The organism is Mesorhizobium sp. P2_A8 (genome assembly GCF_056404935.1).
Genome location: NZ_JBFUDB010000032.1, coordinates 1 through 1,015 on the forward strand (window position 1 = coordinate 1; position 1,015 = coordinate 1,015).

Annotated in this window: 1 protein-coding gene; it reads left to right on the forward strand. The window is 72.0% G+C overall.

The window, feature by feature from the left end; all coding sequences use genetic code 11:
• A partial coding sequence (locus AC1D10_RS35555; RefSeq protein ID WP_477279984.1) for a beta strand repeat-containing protein occupies positions 1-1,015 on the forward strand: 1,015 nt, incomplete at both ends.

Below are 1,015 nucleotides of genomic sequence, written 5' to 3' on the forward strand. Positions count from 1 at the left end.
GACCGGAGCAACCGGCCAGACCGGAGCGACAGGCCAGACTGGTGCGACCGGCCAGACCGGAGCGACAGGTGAGACCGGAGCAACCGGCCAGACCGGAGCGACAGGCCAGACTGGTGCGACCGGCCAGACCGGAGCAACCGGCCAGACCGGAGCGACAGGCCAGACCGGAGCGACAGGCCAGACTGGWGCGACCGGCCAGACCGGTGCGACCGGCTCGACCGGAGCGACAGGCCAGACTGGTGCGACCGGCCAGACCGGAGCRACMGGCCAGACTGGTGCGACCGGCTCGACCGGAGCGACAGGCCAGACTGGTGCGACCGGCTCGACCGGAGCAACTGGCCAGACTGGTGCGACCGGCCAGACCGGAGCAACCGGCCAGACCGGAGCGACAGGCCAGACCGGAGCGACAGGCCAGACTGGAGCGACAGGCCAGACCGGTGCGACCGGCTCGACCGGAGCGACAGGCCAGACTGGTGCGACCGGCCAGACCGGAGCAACCGGCCAGACCGGAGCGACAGGCCAGACCGGAGCGACAGGCCAGACTGGTGCGACCGGCTCGACCGGAGCGACAGGTGAGACCGGAGCGACAGGTGAGACCGGAGCAACCGGCCAGACCGGAGCGACAGGCCAGACTGGTGCGACCGGCCAGACCGGAGCGACAGGCCAGACTGGTGCGACCGGCCAGACCGGAGCGACAGGCCAGACTGGTGCGACCGGAGCGACAGGTGAGACCGGAGCGACCGGCCAGACCGGAGCRACMGGCCAGACTGGTGCGACCGGCCAGACCGGAGCGACAGGCCAGACTGGTGCGACCGGCCAGACCGGAGCAACCGGCCAGACCGGAGCGACAGGCCAGACTGGTGCGACCGGCCAGACCGGAGCGACAGGTGAGACCGGAGCAACCGGCCAGACCGGAGCGACAGGCCAGACTGGTGCGACCGGCCAGACCGGAGCAACCGGCCAGACCGGAGCGACAGGCCAGACCGGAGCGACAGGCCAGACTGGTGCGACCGGC